The sequence below is a fragment of the Flavobacterium davisii genome (assembly GCF_019565505.1).
Lineage (GTDB): Bacteria > Bacteroidota > Bacteroidia > Flavobacteriales > Flavobacteriaceae > Flavobacterium > Flavobacterium davisii.
Genome location: NZ_CP067378.1, coordinates 2,342,393 through 2,358,242 on the forward strand (window position 1 = coordinate 2,342,393; position 15,850 = coordinate 2,358,242).

The 15,850-nt window shown below is 31.8% G+C and carries 8 protein-coding genes and 5 pseudogenes; 4 read left to right on the forward strand and 9 right to left on the reverse strand.

The genetic code is table 11. From position 1 onward, the window contains the following. Nucleotides 1-31: 31 nt before the first annotated feature. The 7 genes and pseudogenes from JJC05_RS11205 to polA form a co-directional block, all read right to left on the reverse strand. Complete coding sequence (locus JJC05_RS11205) at nt 32-436, reverse strand: hypothetical protein (RefSeq protein WP_235877408.1); 405 nt, start codon at nt 434-436, stop codon at nt 32-34. A gap of 428 nt (nt 437-864) precedes the next feature. Then, on the reverse strand, nt 865-1,239 hold the full coding sequence (locus tag JJC05_RS11210; RefSeq protein ID WP_235877409.1) for a hypothetical protein: 375 nt from the start codon (nt 1,237-1,239) through the stop codon (nt 865-867). A gap of 338 nt (nt 1,240-1,577) precedes the next feature. Beyond that, nucleotides 1,578-2,401, reverse strand: a pseudogene (gene tsf, locus JJC05_RS11215) (translation elongation factor Ts). Nucleotides 2,402-2,538: 137 nt separating this feature from the next. After that, nucleotides 2,539-3,296: pseudogene (gene rpsB, locus JJC05_RS11220) on the reverse strand (30S ribosomal protein S2). A gap of 164 nt (nt 3,297-3,460) precedes the next feature. Further along, complete coding sequence (gene rpsI / locus JJC05_RS11225; RefSeq protein WP_088392417.1) at nt 3,461-3,847, reverse strand: 30S ribosomal protein S9; 387 nt, start codon at nt 3,845-3,847, stop codon at nt 3,461-3,463. Continuing rightward, complete coding sequence (gene rplM / locus JJC05_RS11230; RefSeq protein WP_088392419.1) at nt 3,847-4,302, reverse strand: 50S ribosomal protein L13; 456 nt, start codon at nt 4,300-4,302, stop codon at nt 3,847-3,849. Before rplM ends, rpsI begins: the two co-directional genes overlap by 1 nt. 630 nt (nt 4,303-4,932) lie before the next feature. After that, nucleotides 4,933-7,764: pseudogene (polA, locus tag JJC05_RS11235) on the reverse strand (DNA polymerase I). 241 nt (nt 7,765-8,005) lie between these two features. Here polA and JJC05_RS11240 point away from each other — a divergent pair. From JJC05_RS11240 to JJC05_RS11250, 4 genes and pseudogenes are all read left to right on the forward strand, one after another. Then, entirely contained in the window at nt 8,006-9,031 is a 1,026-nt protein-coding gene (locus tag JJC05_RS11240; protein WP_258928723.1) for a phage tail-like protein, read from the forward strand. Continuing rightward, nucleotides 8,992-9,465 carry a hypothetical protein gene (locus JJC05_RS17375; protein ID WP_258928725.1) on the forward strand — a complete coding sequence of 158 codons (474 nt, stop codon included), beginning with the start codon at nt 8,992-8,994 and terminating at the stop codon, nt 9,463-9,465. The genes JJC05_RS11240 and JJC05_RS17375 overlap by 40 nt, the downstream gene beginning before the upstream one ends. A 658-nt stretch (nt 9,466-10,123) precedes the next feature. Next, a pseudogene (locus JJC05_RS11245) lies at nt 10,124-11,357 on the forward strand (metallophosphoesterase). Between the two features lie 52 nt (nt 11,358-11,409). Further along, nucleotides 11,410-11,706, forward strand: coding sequence for a thioredoxin family protein (locus JJC05_RS11250; RefSeq protein ID WP_088392425.1), 297 nt, complete (start codon nt 11,410-11,412; stop codon nt 11,704-11,706). A gap of 4 nt (nt 11,707-11,710) precedes the next feature. Here the strand turns inward: JJC05_RS11250 and JJC05_RS11255 are convergent, their stop codons facing one another. Next, nucleotides 11,711-12,358 (reverse strand): polysaccharide deacetylase family protein, encoded by a 648-nt coding sequence (locus JJC05_RS11255; RefSeq protein ID WP_235877410.1) that lies wholly within the window; start codon nt 12,356-12,358, stop codon nt 11,711-11,713. A gap of 274 nt (nt 12,359-12,632) precedes the next feature. Beyond that, nucleotides 12,633-15,834, reverse strand: a pseudogene (locus JJC05_RS11260) (glycosyltransferase family 117 protein). Nucleotides 15,835-15,850: the final 16 nt, after the last annotated feature.

Consider the following 15,850-nt stretch of genomic DNA (forward strand, 5'->3'; position numbering starts at 1 on the left):
TCAAAATAAAAAACCATCTGTAGGAGATGGTTTATGGGAGTTGATTTAGGTTTGGAGAGGTATTACATTTTTTTTGTAATATCTTTTTGTATTTATTTAACAGGGCTTTTGTCATACCTAAATTGGCTCTATTTGAGTCAACAGCTAGATAAATGAAATATTCATTGTTTTCAGAAATATCAATGATGTGTATTTGAGATTTTAAATTAATCATGATATCTTCAATGGTTTCATTAAGGCCTAATGCACTAATGGCATTTAATTTAGCTTTTACTACTTCTAGGTTAAAAGCAGAAGCTAGTTCAGGATCAAAATTTGGGTCTGAAGACAATGTGTAATAAGAAATTCCGCTTTTAATTTCCGCAACGGCAACTGCTAAAAAACCGGGGATATTGCTTTTTAAATCGTCTCCAAATTGTTTTAAAAAATCTGACATATAAATAAGTATTTAGGGTTAAATTTCAATACAAATTTATTGTAATGATGAAATTTTTATTTTCATTTTTGTAGAAAATGTTCTACTTGTATTTAATTTTTATTGTTTCTAAATAAAGATAAATATTTTGTAATGAGGTTGTTAAGTATCTTGTAAAGATCTACTATAATAGTACTTTGTATTTGATTTTTTCGACGAATATGTGATTGGATTTTAGGAATAATGTACTTGATAAAGTTGTATTATTTGCAGTTTTATTTGTTTTTAGAATAAAATAAAGGAAGATTTCGTGGGTTTTTTAGATATTTTAAGAGATTGTCTGAAAATTGTATTATTTCAGGCAAGACAGGATGTTATCTTCTTTTAAGGTGTTTTTCCTGTTTGCTAAGTTGAAGGTCTATTTTCAGACAATCTTATTTGAAAAGGAATTACATTTTTTTCGTAATGTCTTTTTTGTACTTGTTTAATAGTGCTTTCGTCATGCCTAAATTAGCTTTTTTTGAATCAACGGCTAGGTATATAAAATATTCGTTGTTTTCTGAAATGTCAATAATGTGTATTTGACTCTTAAGATTGATCATAATGTCTTCTATATATTCATCGAGTCCAAGTGCATTAATTGCATTTAATTTAGCCTTTACTACTTCAAGATTGAAAGCGGAAGCTAATTCTGGGTCAAAATTGGGGTTCATTGATAAAGTGTAATACGATATTCCACTTTTAATTTCAGCTATTGCTACTGCAATAAAACCGAGAACATTGTTTTTTAGATCCTCTCCGAATTGTTGTAAAAAATCTGACATAGGCTTGTGTTTTGGGTTGATAATATGTTAAAGTTATGAAAAAAAAGCATAGAATCAAAGAGGTAAATAAACAAAAATCATTTTTTGTTTAATGTATATGTGTTCGGTTTTGTAGTGAAGATGAAAAGGTAAAGAAAATAATTCTTGCAGATATGGCGTGCGTGCTTGAATTGGAATAAAAATCAGTTAGAGTGGATTTGTTTTGTTCATTTACTTCGTTCGAGTATAATGTGTAATCAGGGTTTAAGAAGGTGTTTAAAAACCTTTAAAAAAATAAAAAAGGCGCCTATAAAAAAATTATAGTACACCTTTTATTTTGTTTTGAAATATTCAGGGTTTTATCCTAAAGCAACTCTTTTAAATCCAGTAACAGTTAAGTTAGCGTCAACTGTTTTAACATACTGAGCAACGCTCATAGAGCTGTCTTTAATAAAATCTTGGTTTATTAAAGTGTTATCTTTGAAGAAACGGTTTAATTTACCTTTTGCAATATTGTCTAACATAGCTTCTGGTTTGCCTTCAGCTCTTAATTGATCTTTTGCTATTTCAATTTCTTTTTCAATTAAAGCAGCATCAACTCCTTCTTCGTTTAGGGCAATTGGGTTCATAGCGGCAGCTTGCATAGAAACACTTTTTGCTGCTTCTTCAGCACCTTCTACGTTTGCAGATAATGCAGTTAAAGTAGCGATTTTGTTTCCAGCATGTATGTAAGAACCGATAAAAGCACCTTCTAATCTTTCGAAAGAACCGATTTCGATTTTTTCTCCAATTACACCTGTTTGTTCGATTAACTTGTCGGCTACAGTAATGCCTCCGAAGTCAGAAGCTAATAATTCTTCTTTAGTCGCGTAAACTAAAGCTTGGTTTGCTAAATCAGTAGCTAATTTTACGAAACCTTCGTTTTTACCTACGAAATCAGTTTCGCAGTTTAATGTAATAACTACACCAACTGTTTTATCTGTATTTACAGCAGCAATAGCAGCTCCTTCGGTAGATTCTCTATCAGAGCGGTTAGCTGCTACTTTTTGACCTTTTTGCGTAAGTTTTCGATAGCTAAATCGAAATCTCCATTAGCTTCAGTCAAAGCTTTTTTACAGTCCATCATTCCGGCACCTGTAATTTGTCTTAATTTATTTACGTCTGCAGCAGTGATTGTTGACATACTATTTTTATTTTAATAAATTTAATAATTTTTAAAAGTAAAAAATTCCAATCAGCTAATTCTAAATTCCAATTTTAACAAATTATCAAAACTGATAATTTTATGGAATTTGGAACTTGCGACTGGAATTTAAAATATTATTCTTCAGAAGCTGTAGCTGCTGTAGCTGCTTTTGCTTCTTCAGTTGCTTCTACTTCTTTTTCTGAAGTTCTGTTTGATAAGCCTTCAGTAATAGCAGCAGTTACTAATGATAATACTTTATCAATAGATTTTGAAGCGTCATCATTTGCAGGGATTACATAGTCAACTTGACGTGGGTCAGAGTTTGTATCAACCATTGCAAATACAGGAATGTTTAATTTTTGAGCTTCTTTTACTGCGATGTGTTCAGCTTTGATATCAACTACAAATAATGCAGCTGGTAATCTTGACATATCAGCGATAGAGCCTAAGTTTTTTTCTAACTTAGCACGTAAACGCTCGATTTGTAACTTTTCTTTTTAGATAAAGTGTCAAATGTACCGTCTTTTTTCATTCTGTCGATAGAAGCCATTTTTTTAACAGCTTTACGAATTGTAACGAAGTTGGTTAACATACCACCTGGCCATCTTTCAGTGATGTAAGGCATGTTAGCTGCTTTAGCTTTTTCAGCTACGATATCTTTAGCTTGTTTTTTGGTAGCTACGAATAAAATTTTTCTACCAGATGCAGCGATTTTTTTTAAAGCTTCATTTGCTTCTTCAATTTTAGCTGCAGTTTTGTATAGGTTGATAATGTGGATACCATTACGCTCCATGTAGATGTAAGGAGCCATGTTTGGATCCCACTTTCTAGTCATGTGTCCAAAGTGAACACCTGCTTCTAGTAATTCTTTAACTTCTACTTTATTTGCCATTTTAGAAATAGTTTACGTTCTGTTGAATTAGCAATGCGTTTTTAAAATTTAAATTAACAAATGTAATTTTTATAATCTCAACCCATTTAGATGCTAAACTAATCTCCGGCCTCAGCACGGAAAAGCAACATAACTTAGTTTTTTTTAATAAATAATAATAAATATTAACGTTTAGAGAATTGGAATCTCTTACGAGCTTTCTTCTGACCGAATTTTTTACGCTCTACCATACGAGGGTCACGAGTTAGTAATCCTTCAGGTTTTAAGATTGCTCTATTTCCTTCTCCTACTTCACACATAGCGCGAGCAATAGCCATACGTACAGCTTCTGCTTGACCAGTTGTACCACCACCATAAACGTTGATTTTTACATCAAAGTTTGAAGCGTTGTCAGTCATTGCTAATGGTTGCATAACTTTATACTGTAAAGTTGCAGTAGGGAAGTAAGTTTCAAATGCTTTTTTGTTTACAGTGATGTTTCCTGTACCTTCTGATACATAAACACGTGCCACAGCACATTTTCTTCTACCGATTTTGTGAATAACTCCCATTACTTAAGATCGTTTAGATTAACGGTTTTAGGTGTTTGAGCCGCATGTTTGTGCTCTGAACCTACATTTACACTCAAATTACGGAATAATTGAGCACCTAATTTGTTTTTAGGTAACATTCCTTTTACAGCTTTTTCTACTAATAATGCAGGGTTCTTTTGTTGCATTACTTTAGCTGTTAATGTTCTTTGACCTCCTGGGTAACCTGTATAGCGAACATAAGTTTTGTCCTCTAACTTATTCCCTGTAAGGTTGATTTTTTCCGCGTTGATAATAATTACATTATCCCCACAGTCCACGTGTGGCGTATAACTTGGTTTGTACTTACCTCTTAAAAGCATAGCAACTTTTGAAGCAAGACGACCTAAGTTATGACCTTCAGCGTCTACAACAATCCACTGTTTGTCTGCAGTAGCTTTGTTTGCCGATACTGTCTTGTAGCTTAATGTGTTCACAATAATTACTTTTTAATTAAACATTCCATTCCCAATTAAGGGAGTGCAAAAGTACAATTATTTATTAATAAACCAAATAGCTTTAATGTTTTTCTTTTTATTGCCATTCAATAAGTTAACTTTTATATGCTCTTTTAGTTTGTTGGTGATACTGTATGAAGGACTTGATTGGATTGTTTATATGTATTTTGGTCACTTTGTAAATAGGTTGCCTTTTGCTTCTAAGTAAGGTGTAATACCTGTATATATGTTTGATAGTTAATGAATAAAGGTAATTTGTGAATTATATGGTTGAAGGATAAATGATTTAATCTCTTTGTTAGATTCAAATTTCGAATTAGACTCGGACCCAGTGAATCGGCTAAGCTTAATCTATTTTACTTTATTTTCTTTCAATTTAAGTATATGTTCAAATGTTAATCATCAAAATAGTTGTCTATTTCTTCTTCTAGAATTTTTTATGAGTACTTGATTTTTTGAGAGGTTTTATTACACAAGCAAATCAGATGTTGAATCGTTGGGATGGGAAGGAGGTCGATTTTAGAAAAAAAACAACTTTCATTTCAATTCAAGCAAGAATTTGTGTAGATCTCTTTTTAAACGAAATGAAAGTTGTTTTTAGAAGGATGTTTAATGGGCTTCTAACCAGTCATTACCTACGCCGATTTCTACTTCTAAAGGGACTGTCATTTTAAAAGCATTTTCCATTTCTTCTTTTATCATAGGTTTGATTTTTTCTAGCTCGGAATTATGGACATCAAATACCAATTCGTCATGAACTTGTAGCAACATTTTAGATTGGTAGTGGTCCTCTTTTAAGCGTTTATGGATGTTAATCATAGCAATTTTAATGATATCAGCAGCACTGCCTTGGATAGGGGCATTTACAGCATTACGCTCTGCTGCACTTCGAACTACAGCATTAGCTGAATTAATATCTTTTAAATAACGTCTACGTCCTGATATGGTTTCTACATAGCCATTTTCACGAGCAAAATCAATTTGATTTGTAATATAGGATTTTAGTTTAGGATAAGTATTGTAATAAGCCTCAATTAGTTCCGCGCTTTCTTTTCTTGATAATGAGGTTTGATTGCTCAAGCCAAATGCCGATACACCATAAATAATTCCGAAATTAACGGTTTTAGCATTGCTACGTTGTTCTTTGTTTACTTCTTCTAAAGGAATGTTGAAGACTTTTGCAGCAGTGCTTTTGTGTATGTCTTCGTTATTTTGAAAAGCAGTAATCATAGTGTCTTCTCCAGAAAGTGCTGCTATAATACGTAATTCAATTTGTGAGTAATCCGCAGAGAGTAATGTGTGATTTTCATCACGAGCAATAAATGCTTTGCGGATTTGGCGGCCTCTTTCAGTTCTAATAGGGATATTTTGTAAGTTAGGATTGTTAGAGCTTAATCTTCCCGTGGCCGCGACTGTTTGCATGTAATCTGTATGTACGCGAGTTGTTTTATTGTTAATCTGTAAAGGAAGAGCATCTACATAAGTGTTTTTTAATTTTACAAGTTGACGCCATTCTAAAATGTTCTGCACTATTTTGTGGTCGTTGGCAAGATAACTTAAAATTTCTTCACCTGTTGCGTATTGTCCTGTTTTGGTTTTTTTTTGTTTTGGCCCTCCAATTTGAAGCTTCTCAAATAAAATATCACCTAATTGTTTAGGAGAAGCTAAGTTGAATTTTTCCCCAGCTTGTTCATAGATGTCTTTTTCTATAGTATCAATTTCTTTTTGCATGTCTATTGACATAGATTTTAAGAAATTTTGATCAAGATTGATTCCTTCTCGTTCCATATCCGCTAAAACTTGAACTAATGGAATTTCTATTTCATTAAACAGTTTTTGGGTACCTACGCGTTCTAAAATGGGTTCGAAATGTTCTTTTAGTTGATAAGTTATATCAGCATCCTCTACAGCATATTCTTTAATTTCTTCCAATGCTACTTGGCGCATTGATAATTGGTTTTTCCTTTTTTTCCTATTAAAGTTTCGATCGATTTAGGACTATATTGTAAATAGGTTTCTGATAATACATCCATATTATGGCGCATATCAGGATTAATTAAATAATGGGCTATCATAGTGTCAAATACAGTGCCTTTTATTTCAACTTCGTAATTGGCTAAAATTTTTAAGTCGTATTTAATATTTTGTCCTATTTTCGTGATAGATTCATTTTCAAAAAATGGTTTGAACTTGTGTATTAACTCTTTTGTTTCTTCTTGGTCTTCGGGAAAAGGGATGTAAAATCCTTTGCCTTTTTCCCAAGAAAAAGCGAGGCCTACTAATTCAGCACTAGTAGTGTCTATACCTGTGGTTTCAGTGTCAAAACAGACAGCTGTTTGTTTTAGTAAGTTTTGTAGTAATAGGTTAATAGCTAAGTTATTGTTAACTAATTGGTAAAAATGTGTTGTGTTATCAAGGTTTGCGTATTGAAAACCAGCGATAGATTTGTTTTCCTCCTGATCAGAAAAACCAAATAAATCCATTTGGTTTTCAGGCGTTTTTTTGTGTTTTTTTAGAGCTAGATTCGGTGGTATCTATTTCGTCATATTCTTTTCCTCCTCCAAATAATTTGTCAAATTGAGCCTTCATTTGACGGAATTCTAGTTCTTGAAATAAAGTATCGGTTTTTTCAATATCAGGTTTAGAGAGTTCGAAACTTTCTTCGTCAAACTCTACAGGGCAATCCAATAGGATAGTGGCTAGTTTTTTGGAGAGAATTCCTTTTTCTTTGCTATTTTCAATGTTTTCTTTCATTTTTCCTTTTAGCTTGTCTGTGTTTGCTAAAAGATTTTCCATAGAACCGTATTCGGCTAACAGTTTTTTGGCTGTTTTCTCGCCTACACCCGGTAAGCCTGGAATATTATCTACGGCATCTCCCATCATTCCTAAAAAGTCGATTACTTGTAAAGGGTTTTCTATTTCAAATTTCGCCTTTACTTCTTCTACACCCCAGATTTCAATGTCATTTCCAGCACGTGAAGGACGGTACATAAAGATGTTTTCAGATACTAACTGACCAAAGTCTTTATCTGGTGTAACCATAAAAACTTGATATCCTTGTTTTTCCGCTTTTTTAGCCAATGTACCTATTAAATCATCCGCTTCATAGCCAGAGACTTCTATGATCGGAATGTGCATAGCATTTAAAATTTCTTGAATATAAGGTACGGCAATTTTAATAGCCTCAGGTGTTTCGTCTCGATTAGCCTTATACTCAGCAAACATTTCTAAACGATAATCGCTTCCTCCTTTGTCAAATGCTACCGCTAAATGATCCGGTTTTTCACGTTTGATTACATCCATTAAGGAATTCATAAAGCCAATAATAGCCGAAGTGTCTAATCCTTTAGAGTTAATTCTAGGGTTTTTAATAAAAGCATAATAACCTCTAAAAATAAGCGCATAAGCGTCGAGTAGAAATAAACGTTTTTGTGTTGACATGATTATTATTTTGTAAGCATTCAAAAGTACAAAACTTGTTAGATAAAGGACTTGTTAAAAATAAGATTTCTATAATATATATGATTTAATCAAGAGGGAGGTGAAAACCTTATGTTAAGTTTTGTGTTTTGGTGGCTTATTATTTTATTATATTGAAAAAAAAGGTTAATTTTATAAGTGAATTCTAGTGTTTAATGTTAATTTATGTAATAATGAAAAAAACAAAACCCTAAAAAAACCATTGCTTGCCTACTTATTGTTTTTTTTATTCATGACAACAGCTTTGTTAGCCCAAGTAGGAATAGGTACCGTAACGCCTGATACGAGTTCTATTTTAGATATAGTATCTAACGATAAAGGAATGTTAACTCCTAGAATGACAACAGCTCAAAAGTTGGCAATTACCAATCCAGCAAACGGATTAATAGTATATGATACAGATTTGAAGTCGTTTTATTTTTATGATACAACAGCTACTAGTTGGATCCGAATTAATATAAATTCAGATGGTCGTTTAAAGTATAAATTAATAAGATCATCAGATGTACTAGCTACCGTGTTAGCAGATGAGCTTGCTGCTGGTGGAGGATCTAAATATCTTTTGGATTCAGGAACGTTGTATGAAATAAATGGGACAATTGTTTTGAATTATCCTATAGAATTAAATAATGCCTATGTGAGTGGACAAGATTCAGGTGAAGATAAGTTAGTAAGAACTTCAGGAGATCTTTTTACAGGGACTACAGGAGGAAGTATCCGCATTCTGACTTTGTCAGCCCTTTCAGGAAATGTATTTAATATAGATGGAGGAGGAACCGCAAGTCTTATTTTTAGAGATTGCATAGTAGCAAGTTCCGCGTCTGTTGGTTCTTTTAGAAATTTTGCGTTAGTTTTTCTCAGTATTGTTCAGTATTATGCAAATGCAAATGGTGTAGTGTATGAAAATATAGCAAGATTATTATTGAGTAATACAGGGTGGTTTAGTAATAATACAGGAGTATATGAAAAATTGATAGGAACCTTTACATTAGCAGCCAAACAAGGAGGTTTTAGTGAAGTTACTGGAGCAAATATAGGCTTTGATGTATCTTCAAATCCTGTAATTACAGGTGATGCTACATTAGAATCTACTGTTTTTACAGGGACTCTTACTACAGGAAAATACGTGAATCCGTATACAGTAGGAGGTTATGCAGGATATAATTTTAATAATAATTGGAATGTTCGTTGTCCGGTATCCCAACTGAAACCGATGCTTCGGCCGTAGCTGATTTTGCGATTGATTACCCAGTGGGAAGTGGTGCTTCAACATCGTTTAATACCTCTAATCCAAGTAATATAGTAAAAGTTCAAGGGGTATCTACTTCTACCAATTTATTTCGATTTTCTACCGATGGAGGCGTAAATAACAGATTAAAATATGTAGGAAAAAAGAAAAGAATATTTCAAGTCACAGGTTCTATTTCTTTTCAAGTGCCAGCTGTTGGAACTTATATAATTTATATTGCTAAAAATGGGACAGTCATATCACAATACAAAATATATGGTAGAGGATTGACAACAAATGATATATTGGTTCTACCTTTAAATGCTTCTGTAGAGTTGTCTATAAATGATTATGTAGAGGTTTATGCACAGCGTTACACAGGAGGAACGACTGATGCTATTATAACACCCAATATGACTCTAATAATTAAATAAAAAGTTATTTGCTATATGTTAGTTGAAATTGGATATAAAATATTTTTTTGAGTAACGTTCTTTACTTACAATTACAAGTCCAATTAATTTATATAAAAGAAGATGATTTAGGGGACTTGCTAAAAGAAGATAGAGGTAAATAATCTCTTGTCGTTTAGTTTAAAACTAAATTGTGTGATAGATTTTGTAATGAAGATAAAAAAAGAGATTTTTTTGTAAACTTAGTTTTGTTATATCGAAAAAAAGAACCTGATTTTTTAGGCTCAAACGTATTTTGTTCATAAATAGATTTCTACTACATAATTTGAATTAAAAAGGATAAAGCGGTTTAAACTTTTTTGGTTAAAGCGAAAATAAGGATTTTTGTTCTAGAGTTTAGTTTTTGCAAGGGATTATGATACGGAGTGAAAATAGGGAAATATAGGACAGAAACACCATTTTACAAACAATAGAAAAGTTTAAATCCAGATTTCTAATGCGTAATTTGAGTTAAAGCACTCCACTAGTAAAAAAGTTTTTAAATTCCGCATCTAAAAATAATAACAAAAGAAATTCAGTTAGGGGTAGAATAGATAAAAAAGGATTTAAAATATAAAAGTTCTGTTAAAAGGTAGCGTGAACTTGAACACGATTTTGTTACTTTGCTTGAAAAAAGAAGATGTTGTTCCGTTTTATAATAGTTGCCATTTTACTATTACTGATAGAAATTTATTCATTACAAGCCTTTCGAACCTTAATACGTTCAAAATGGATATTTTGGACAGTAGTAGGTATAAGTATATTGATTTATATATTTATATTTTATACTGTTTTCAATTTTGATCGTAAAGTAGGACAGACTAAACAAAGTTTGTTTGCGTTAGGATTGTTACTTACCGTTTATTTACCTAAAATTATTTTAACTCTTTTCATGTTTGGAGAAGATGTTTTTCGTTTTCTTTCAGGAGTAACAAATTATTTTATAGAGTATGATAATCGAAACACTTTTTTACCTGAAAGAAGAAAATTTATTAGTCAAGTAGCTCTTGGTTTGGCTACTATTCCTTTTTGTCGTTGATTTATGGAGTAACAAAAGGAAAATATAATTTTAAGGTTTTTAAACAAGATTTATTTTTTGATGATTTACCAGATGCTTTTGATGGATTTAAAATTACTCATATTTCCGATATTCATTCAGGAAGTTTTGATGATCCAGAAAAGATACAATATGCTATTGATTTAATTAACCAACAAGATTCAGATATTTTGTTGTTTACAGGCGATATAGTAAATGCAAAGGCAGAAGAAATGGATCCGTGGATTTCCGTTTTTAAAAGTATTAAAGAACACCGTTTTGGTAAATTTTCTGTTTTAGGGAATCATGATTATGGAGCTTATATAGAATGGGAATCAGAAAAAGCAAAAAATCAAAATTTTGAAAACATAAAAGGAATACATCAAAAGATAAATTTTAAGTTGTTATTGAATCAATATACTAAAATTCATAAAGATGGAGCTACATTGGCTTTAGTTGGAGTCGAAAATTGGGGTAAGCATTTTGGTATGATAGGAGATATAGATAAGGCTTCAGAAGGACTGACAAAGGAAGAGTTTAAAATTTTAATGAGCCATGATCCAAGCCATTGGGAGGAGGTAATAAAGCATCATGATAAAAATTTCATTTAACTTTAAGTGGGCATACTCATGGTATGCAATTTGGAATAGAAATCCCTGGTTACTTTAAATGGAGTTTAGCACAATATATGTATAAACAATGGGCAGGTTGTTATGAGTATTTAGGACGTTATATTTATGTAAATAGAGGGTTTGGATTTCACGCATATCCGGGAAGAGTTGGTATTATGCCAGAAATAACAGTAATTCAGTTAAAAAAAGCTCAAAAATTAGCATAAATCGCTAAAAACAGTATATTTGTAATGCAAACTGTATTTAAAAAGTACGTATATGTCAAAATTTGGTGAGTTAATAGGTGCTCATGTTCCTGTTTTAATTGATTTTTATACTGATTGGAACGAAGCTTCTCAGTCAATGCATCCTGTTATAAAAGATGTAGCAGCAGCATTAGGTGATAGAGCCAAAGTAATAAAAATTGACGTTGATAAAAACCAAGAATTAGCAGAAGCACTTCGTATAAAAGGATTGCCAACCTTGATGATTTATAAGGATGGACAAATGAAATGGCGTCAGTCAGGTGAATTAGATGCTAATACTATTATTAACCTTGTTAAAGAACAATTTTAAAGTCTTAATTTCGTATAATATCAAAACTAAAACCTTGTTCTTTATAAAAAGTGATCGCTTTAGGAAGACAGTTTTTTAAATGATAATACGCCTTCTTACTATCATGAAAAACAATAATGCTACCTGATTCAATTTTTTGGGTAGCATTTTTTATACACTCTTCATTGCTTATTGATAAATCAAAATCAGCTGTTAATATATCCCACATTATAATTTTATATCCCCTTTTTTTTAATTCTTTGGACTGATTAGGTCTTATTTTTCCATAAGGAGGTCTGAAAATTTTAAAATTGGATTGGTCTATTTCCGAATTTTCTGCTATTGTTTTTTCGCAAGATATGATATCATTTAGGTATTCATGTGTTGAGTTTTTCCATCCATTTATATGGTTGTATGTATGATTTCCTATGCTATGTCCTTCTGATAAAATTCTTTTAAAAATTTTAGGGTATTCTTTGATGTTCTTTCCAATACAAAAGAAAGTTGCTTTGATATTGTGTTCTTTTAAAAGATCTAAAACCCATTCTGTAACTTCGGGAGTTGGACCGTCATCAAAAGTAAGATAAATTGTTTTTGATTTATTAGGAATGAACCAAATATAATTGAAAAATAAGCATCTAATAAAATTTTGTGTTTTGACCCAATAAAACATATCTGTTTTTTTATAAAAATAGTTTAATCTTTTATAAATATAAAAAGTATTCTTATTACAAAAGAAAAGCGATCTCTTAAAATGAGACCGCTCTTTTTGCTTAAAATAGAGTATCAGAAAAATAGTAACTCAGTGTTAGTTTACTTTTGCTACTTCGATGTTAGGAAAAGAGGTCTTCATTATTAATGATTATGCTATTTTCTCCTTTGATCGAAATGAAATAAGATTTAATCTTTTCGGACAACCTTATGATTTTTCTTTGAAACTATAAATATTATTCCATTTCTACTTCAAAAAAAGGAAAACGTTTGTTGAGATTGTTAAAAGCCTCCTTTTCTTGATTATGGAACTCTTGATCTTTGTGAATTTTTGTTATTTCTAATAAGCCTTTATAACGCATTAAATCAGTGTAAATATCACTAGCAAAGAATTGACGTTGGTCATTCTGAGGTAATTCGCTATAATAACGCAATTCATCTTGATATTTTAACGCTATTTTTTTATTATTTCACGTGCTTTTTCTTTTTGCCTAATTTATAATAGCCTTCTGCAAAAGGATCAATAAGACTATAAAAACCGTAATATTCTATAGGAGTCTTAGATAGAGCAAGGTCAATTATCCTTTCTGCTTTAGCTGTTTTTCCTTCGTTTATTAGATTTGTCATAAGACGTGACATGTGAGTGCGATAAGATATACAATTTTTACGAGTTTGAGGATCGTGATAGATAGAAGGACTATCGCCATTACCCCACTGTAATTTAGTAAAAATAGAGTACATTTTATCGGTATCTATTTGTCCCATGTCAAAATTATAAGCTCCTTTTGGAAGAGGTGTTTTGATAGGAACTAATTTATAAATCATACCATCTAATTGTAAATATTCTTTCATCCAGATGAAATCATCATCGCCAAAAGCTCCTGTAGAGAAATAAATTGGGCGTTTCCAGTTGTTTTTTCTAACAATATCTAACATCATTAGACGATTTTTATACAAAGCACTTCCCTTAATATCTATATCAATATAAGGAACAATAGAATCATTTTGTTTTGGATTAACAACTTTATTAGATATTACAGCATTTTTATCAACAGGAATTCTGATTTTATTTGTAGGATAGAATTGTACTTTCTGACCGTTTCTCAGTTCAATTAATGTTCTAGGGTCGTCACTGTGTGCAAACTCCATAAACTCATTAATACTGATACGATCTTTTGTCCTTTCTTCATAAATTAGATAGTCACGTTTACCATCTACATAATCCTTATGTTCAAAAGATAGAGGGATAGGATCTGATTCGTAAGCTTTTTTACGCATAGAATCAATATACCAGTCTGTCATTAGTAAACTAGTGTTTACAATTCTTACGTCAGTTCTATAACCTTCAATTTCTTGTACATACCACAATGGAAAAGTGTCATTATCACCAATAGTAAATAATATTGCATTTTTATCACAAGAATCCAAGTAAGCTTTAGCGTCTGTTACCGCGGTATATTTGTTTGAACGATCATGATCATCCCAGTTTTCAGAAGCCATTAAAATGGGGGCACCTAATAAAGAGAGAGTCAAAGTAAGCGGTAATGCTATTTTAGGTTGGATATACTGATAGATAGATTCATAAAGAGCGTATACGCCTAATCCGATCCAAATAGCAAATACATAAAAAGAGCCTACCAACGCGTAATCTCGTTCGCGTACTTCAAAAGGACGCTCGTTTAAGTATATTTTAAGAGCTAAACCTGTAAATAAGAATAGAGAAAGTAGTACATAAAAAGATTTTAAATCTTTTTTTGCATGAAAATAAAATCCCATTAAACCTAAAATAAAAGGGATAAAATAATATACGTTACGTCCTTTATTATTTTTCCAGTCAGCAGGAAGATTTTCTTGTTTTGTAAGACGCGCACTGTCTAAAAAGGATAAACCACTTAGCCAATTTCCATCTTTAAGATCATAGTTACCTTGTTCGTCATTTTGACGTCCAGCAAAATTCCACATTAAATACCTCCAGTACATATAACCAAACTGATATTCTACCATGAATCTAAGATTGTCTAACGTACTTGGTTTTTCTATATTTAGATATTCTCCATAGGATTTTAAGAATTTGTCATAATCTTCTAAATCTAATTTCCCTGATTTGAAAGCATTTCTAAACTCAGATACAACTTGCAATAATTCTTGTTCTTGATTGTATTCTTCTTTTACAGAAAATTCTAATGGCGATGTGAATTTCATATAATTCACATTGTGTTCGCTACTCCACAAACGAGGCAGTATAGCTTTATGATTATCGTCTGTATTTTGTATAGCGTTTTTGTAATCGTTTACGATTACATATTTACCTGTTTTGTAATTACGCTCGTAATTTGGTTTTTCGTCTAGATATGGATTCTTTTCATCTAATCCTGCATAGGTGTCTGAAAATTGAGGGCCATAAAAAAGTTTTTGTTCACCATACTGTTCGCGATTATAATAAGCCAAAAGCTCGCGCGCATCGGATGGTTTGTTTTCATTAATAGGAGTGTCGGCATTAGCACGGATAGGAAGCATTAACCAAGTTGAAAAACCTATAAAAATGAACAAAATTGTTAGTAAGATAGTATTTAAAAATACATTTCCTTTTTGTTGTGTATATTTTAATCCAAAATAAAAAAAAGCAATTAAAAGTATAGTGGCTAATATAGTACCAGAGTTAAAAGGTAATCCTATATTATTTACAATAAAAACCTCAGTAGCTCCAAAAAAAGTCATAGTCCAAGGCAAAAGAAGCTTGAATATGAATAGTAATACGGAGATGACAACCATATTAGCTATGATAAAACTTTTTAGAGTTACTTTTTCATAATGTTTAAAGTAGTATAAAAAACCAATAGAAGGAATTGTTAATAACGCCATAAAATGAACGCCAAAGGAGAGACCTACCACTAAGGCAATTAGGAGTAGCCAGCGATTTCCTTTAGGTTTGTTCATGTCTCCCTCCCAGCGAAGTCCGAGCCAAAACAAAATGGCGATTAAGAAAGTTGCCATCGCATATACCTCCGCTTCTACAGCATTAAACCAGAAGCTGTCAGAAAAAGTAAAAGCTAATGCACCTATAAAAGAACTCCCTAGAATAGCAATGCTGTTAGTTTTGTTTAACTCTTTTTCAGATCCAATGAGCTTTCTTAAAAGTATAGTGGCGGACCAAAATAAAAACAAAATTGTAAAGGCACTTGATACAACTGACATCATGTTTACCATTAAAGCAATGTTTTCTTTGTTAATAGCAAACATAGAAAAGAAAGCTCCGATCATTTGATACAAAGGTGCACCTGGAGGATGGCCTACTTCTAGTTTAGCAGATGTGGAAATATATTCGCCACAATCCCAAAAACTCATGGTAGGTTCAACAGTTAGTGAATAAACAACCAGTGCAATAAAAAAAGTAACCCAACCTAGTAGGGTGTTCCATTTTTTGAAGTTGAATGACATATTAATAGTTAAGTGT